Genomic DNA, 5,269 nt, shown 5'->3' with positions numbered 1-5,269 from the left:
AGGCGACCCACCCGCGCCGGGACCCGCCGGTAGACATGCAGTGTCGGCGGCCGCCCGTCGTCGTTCGGCACCGGGATCTCGTACGTCTGTAACAGCGTTACTCGGGTATCGGTGTCACGCGCTGAGGCGGGCGACGGCCTCCTCGACCGTCAGTTCCTCGCGCTCGCCGGTGCGGCGGTCCTTGACCTCGACGACGCCCTCGGCGGCGCGGCGGCCGGCGACGACGATGGTCGGGACGCCGAGCAGCTCCGCGTCGGTGAACTTCACACCGGGCGAGACGCCGGCCCGGTCGTCGACGAGGACCCGCAGGCCCGCGGCGCCGAGCTGTTCGCCGACCTCCAGGGCGAGTTCGGTCTGCTTGGCCTTGCCGGCGGCGACGACGTGCACGTCGGCCGGGGCGACCTCGCGGGGCCAGCACAGTCCGGACTCATCGTGGGTCTGCTCGGCGAGGGCGGCCACCGCACGGGAGACGCCGATGCCGTACGAGCCCATGGTGACCCGGGCGGGCTTCCCGTTCTGCCCGAGCACATCGAGCTCGAAGGCGTCCGCGTACTTGCGTCCCAGCTGGAAGATGTGGCCGATCTCGATGGCACGGTCGATGCGCAGGCCGGCGCCGCAGTTCGGGCAGGGGTCGCCGGGCTCGACGACGACCACGTCGAGGTATTCGTCGACCTCGAAGTCGCGGCCCGCGACGACGTTGCCGGCGTGCTTGCCCTGCTTGTTGGCGCCGGTGATCCACGAGGTGCCGGGGGCGACCCGCGGGTCGGCGAGGTAGCGGAAGGCCTTGCCGGCCATGCCCTGCGGGCCGACGTAGCCGCGGACCAGCTCCGGGCGGTCGATGAAGTCCTCGGCGGTGACCAGCTCGACGACGGCCGGGGCCAGGTGCTCGCCCAGCTTGCCCAGGTCGACCTCGCGGTTACCGGGCACGCCCACCGCGACGATCTCGCCGTCGACCTTGACCAGAAGGTTCTTCAGGGTGGCGGCGGCCGGTACGCCCAGGTGCTCGGCGAGCGTCTCGATGGTCGGGGTGTCGGGGGTGTCCAGCTCCTCGATCGCGCCGACGGCCGAACCGTCCACCGGCGCCACCTTGACCGTGACGGCCTCGGTGTTCGCGGCGTAGTCGCAGGCCGGGCAGTCCACGAAGGTGTCCTCGCCGGCCGTGGCGGGGGCCAGGAACTCCTCCGACGCCGAGCCGCCCATCGCGCCGGACACGGCGGACACGATGCGGTAGTCGAGCCCCAGGCGCTGGAAGATCTTCTGGTAGGCCTCGCGGTGCAGGGCGTAGGACTGCTCCAGGCCCTCGTCGGTGGTGTCGAAGCTGTACGAGTCCTTCATCTGGAACTCGCGGCCGCGCAGCACGCCGGAGCGGGGGCGGGCCTCGTCGCGGTACTTGGTCTGGATCTGGTAGAGGATCACCGGCAGGTCCTTGTAGGACGTGCACTGGTCCTTGACCGTGAGGGTGAAGATCTCTTCGTGCGTGGGGCCGAGAAGGTAGTCGGCGCCCTTGCGGTCCTTGAGACGGAAGAGGAGGTCGCCGTACTCCTCCCAGCGGCCGCTGGCCTCGTAGGGCTCCTTGGGCAGCAGGGCCGGCAGCAGGACTTCCTGGCCGCCGATGGCGTCCATCTCTTCGCGGACGATGCGGGAGACGTTCTCCAGGACCTTCTTGCCCAGCGGCAGCCAGGTCCAGATGCCGGCGGAGGAACGGCGGACGTACCCGGCGCGGACGAGCAGCTTGTGGCTTGCGGTCTCGGCGTCGGCCGGGTCGTCGCGCAGCGTCTTGATCATCAAGCGGGACATGCGCTGGACCTGTGCGGCGTGGGCCATGGGAGATTCTCCTGCGTAAGAAAGGTGACTCCCAGGAGGTTAGCGTGTTCGCCGCGCTTGGCCTGAGCCGATGGGGGTGCCTGGGCCGTCGCCGGGGTGCGCTGCCGTTGTGCCTGCAGCGGGCTGGTGCCGGTCCGCTGCGCTTTGCCCGGGCCGTTATCGACCTTCGCGGCGTTGCGCCTGCGGCGGGCTGATGCCGGTCCGCTGCGCTTTGCCCGGGCCGATATTGGCTTTCGCGCCGTTGCGCCTGCGGCTAGCTGGTGCCGGTCCGCTGCGCTTTGCCCGGGCCGATATTGGCTTTCGCGCCGTTGCGCCTGCGGCTAGCTGATGCCGGTCCGCTGCGCTTTGCCCGGGCCGTTATTGGCTTTCGCGCCGTTGCGCCTGCGGCGGGCTGGTGCCGCTGCGCGGGGCTTTCGGGTGCGGTTCCGGGCCTCCGGACTTCGTCCTGCGGCCCGGCCCCTCCCGTTGTGGGTGGGGAAGATGGGTGGGGGCGTGACGTTGTCGTTCCCTGCGGCCTCGGGGGCGGCAGACCGCTCAGCGGCGTTTCAGTGGGAGAGGGGCGCCCATGACCGCGTACGGCGTCGGTGCGCTCGGGAACAGGACGCGGCGGGCGATGTCGACGTAGCCCAGGGAGCGGTACAGGGCGCGGGCCGGGCTCTCGGTGTCGATGGCGGAGAGGATGCTGCGCGGTTCGCGGGCCTGGTCGGTGATGTGGGTGATGAGGGTCCGGCCGATGCCGCGGTTCTGGTAGGCGGGGTGGACGTGCAGCTCGGTGATGACGAAGGAGTCGTCGAGCCATTGGTCGAGGCGCTCGCTGCGCAGGTAGGGCTCGACGACGGTGGACCACCAGTGGGCGCGGTCGTTGGGCATGCCGTAGACGAAGCCGATGAGCCGGCCTGCGGGGGTCGTGGCGCCGAGCGCGCGGGCGCCGCGGCAGCCGAGGTGGCGCAGGACGATGTGCCGGCGGACGGCGATCTCATCGTCGGTGAGTCCGAAGGCGAGTGCCTGGACGGCGAGCGCGTCGTCCACGCGGGCAGCGAGATCGAGGGGGCCGACCGCGACGTCATCCATGGTCGGAGCGTACAAGGCGGCACGTCGGAACGGGTGGCGGTCAGAACAGTACGCTCATGAACGCGCCGACTTCCTCGAAGCCCACCCGGCGGTAGGAGGCGCGGGCCGCGGCGTTGAAGTCGTTGACGTAGAGGCTGACGACCGGGGCGACATCGCTGAGGGCGTAGCGCAGCACGGCGGCCATGCCGGTCTCGGACAGGCCCTTGCCTCGGTAGGCGGGGTCGACCCAGACGCCCTGGATCTGGCAGGCCCGCGGGGTGGCGGCGCCGATCTCGGCCTTGAAGACGACCTTGCCGTCCTCGATGCGGGCGAAGGACCGGCCGGAGCCGACGAGTTCGGCGACCCGGGCCTGGTAGAGGAGCCCGCCGTCGCCGGCCATCGGGGAGATGCCGACCTCTTCGGTGAACATGGCCACGCACGCCGGCATGATCACGTCCATCTCGTTCTTGCGGATCCGGCGTACGTACGGGTCGGGCGCGATCTCGGTGGACGGCGAGCTGGTGACCATGAGGGGCTGGTGGGCGCGGACCTCGCGGGCCGGTCCCCAGTGGGGCTCCAGCAGCGCCCACAGCTCGGCGGTGGGGCCGGCCGGGCCGACGATGGAGGAGCAGCGGCGGCCCTGGCGACGGGCCCGCTCGGCGAAGCCGCGGATGGCCTCGGGGGTGGCGCAGACGGGGACAAGGTTGGCGCCGGCGTAACAGAGCGATTCCAGCCGGCCGCCGACGTACCAGCCCCACATCTCGCCGCCGAGCCGCCAGGGGTCGAGCCCGGCGATCTGGACACGGGCGGCGACGAAGGCGTTGGCGACCGGATCGCGGTCCAGGACCGCGAGGGCGTCGTCGAGCTCCCCGGGCTCAAGGACCTTGATGGTGGTGGTCGTCAGCACGTGTCGGAATGCCTCACCGTTACGGGCCTGGGAGGCCAGGCGGGAGCAGGTCTTGGCACTTTACCTCCACCTGCGCGGGAGCACCCGGGGCCCGCTGTGGGCGACTCCGTCGCGGGGTAGGCGCGAGCCCCGCGGCCCGGGGCGGGCGGCGGGGCTCGGCGGTGGTGCGGTGGGTCAGCCGGCGATGGCCACGGTCGGCTCGCCCGAGGCGACGCCGTCCTTCTCCATCTGCTCGGCGATCTTCAGCGCCTCTTCGATGAGGGTCTCGACGATCTTCGACTCGGGGACGGTCTTGATGACCTCGCCCTTGACGAAGATCTGGCCCTTGCCGTTGCCGGAGGCGACACCGAGGTCGGCCTCGCGGGCCTCGCCGGGTCCGTTGACGACGCAGCCCATGACGGCGACGCGGAGGGGGACCTCCATGCCGTCGAGGCCCGCGGTGACTTCCTCGGCGAGCTTGTATACGTCGACCTGGGCGCGACCGCAGGACGGGCAGGAGACGATCTCCAGGCGGCGCTGGCGGAGGTTGAGCGACTCCAGGATCTGGATGCCGACCTTGATCTCCTCGGCCGGCGGCGCGGACAGCGAGACGCGGATGGTGTCGCCGATGCCCTCGCTGAGCAGCGCGCCGAAGGCGACCGCGGACTTGATGGTGCCCTGGAAGGCGGGGCCGGCCTCGGTGACGCCGAGGTGGAGGGGGTAGTCGCTCTGCGCGGCGAGCTGGCGGTAGGCGTTGACCATCACGACCGGGTCGTTGTGCTTGACCGAGATCTTGATGTCGCGGAAGCCGTGCTCCTCGAAGAGGGACGCCTCCCAGAGCGCGGACTCGACCAACGCCTCGGGGGTGGCCTTGCCGTACTTCTGGAGCAGGCGGCGGTCCAGGGAGCCGGCGTTGACGCCGATGCGGATGGGGGTGCCGGCGTCGGAGGCCGCCTTGGCGATCTCCTTGACCTTGTCGTCGAACTGCTTGATGTTGCCGGGGTTGACGCGGACCGCGGCGCAGCCGGCGTCGATGGCGGCGAACACGTACTTCGGCTGGAAGTGGATGTCCGCGATCACCGGGATCTGGGACTTCCTGGCAATGATCGGCAGCGCGTCGGCGTCGTCCTGGGTGGGGCAGGCGACCCGGACGATCTGGCAGCCGGACGCGGTCAGCTCGGCGATCTGCTGCAGCGTGGCACCGATGTCGGAGGTGCGTGTGGTCGTCATCGACTGCACCGAGACCGGTGCGTCTCCGCCCACGGCGACCGAACCGACCTGGATCTTGCGGCTGACCCGGCGGTCGGCAAGCTTGGTCGGTACGTCCGGCATTCCCAGTGAAATGGCAGTCATCTGGCGAGCAACCCCAAGGTGTGGATCAAGGTCCCGGCTTCGGCGGGCTCCGTTATCCGAGATTACGGCACAGGGGTTGCCAGGGGCACATCCGTCCCCTGCGGCCCCTCGAACGGAGGCGGCCGGGCACCCGGCAGGTCGGCGAGCAGGAACGGC

4 protein-coding genes are annotated in these 5,269 nt (G+C 70.9%); all 4 read right to left on the bottom strand.

Features of this window, described 5'->3' with window-relative positions; all coding sequences use genetic code 11:
• Positions 1–114: 114 nt before the first annotated feature.
• Positions 115–1,824, bottom strand: a complete 1,710-nt coding sequence (locus AB0I10_RS40065) for a proline--tRNA ligase (protein WP_363157676.1) — start codon at positions 1,822–1,824, stop codon at positions 115–117.
• Positions 1,825–2,358: 534 nt separating this feature from the next.
• On the bottom strand, positions 2,359–2,895 hold the full coding sequence (locus tag AB0I10_RS40060) for a GNAT family N-acetyltransferase (RefSeq protein ID WP_363157675.1): 537 nt from the start codon (positions 2,893–2,895) through the stop codon (positions 2,359–2,361).
• A 40-nt stretch (positions 2,896–2,935) separates the two neighbouring features.
• Positions 2,936–3,781, bottom strand: coding sequence for a GNAT family N-acetyltransferase (locus AB0I10_RS40055; protein ID WP_363157674.1), 846 nt, complete (start codon positions 3,779–3,781; stop codon positions 2,936–2,938).
• 174 nt (positions 3,782–3,955) lie between these two features.
• Complete coding sequence (gene ispG, locus AB0I10_RS40050; RefSeq protein ID WP_363157673.1) at positions 3,956–5,113, bottom strand: flavodoxin-dependent (E)-4-hydroxy-3-methylbut-2-enyl-diphosphate synthase; 1,158 nt, start codon at positions 5,111–5,113, stop codon at positions 3,956–3,958.
• Positions 5,114–5,269 lie beyond the last annotated feature (156 nt).

It is taken from the genome of Streptomyces sp. NPDC050636 (assembly GCF_040654775.1).
In the GTDB taxonomy this organism is placed as follows: domain Bacteria; phylum Actinomycetota; class Actinomycetes; order Streptomycetales; family Streptomycetaceae; genus Streptomyces.
The sequence above is the reverse complement of the archived record's forward strand: the minus strand, read 5'-3'. Positions and strand labels throughout refer to the sequence as shown.

Bases quoted from the DNA above. Each gene is read 5' to 3' on its own strand.
- AB0I10_RS40060 (WP_363157675.1), bottom strand. From the start codon at position 2,895: ATGGATGACGTCGCGGTCGGCCCCCTCGATCTCGCTGCCCGCGTGGAC.
- ispG (WP_363157673.1), bottom strand. From the start codon at position 5,113: ATGACTGCCATTTCACTGGGAATGCCGGACGTACCGACCAAGCTTGCC.
- AB0I10_RS40065 (WP_363157676.1), bottom strand. From the start codon at position 1,824: ATGGCCCACGCCGCACAGGTCCAGCGCATGTCCCGCTTGATGATCAAG.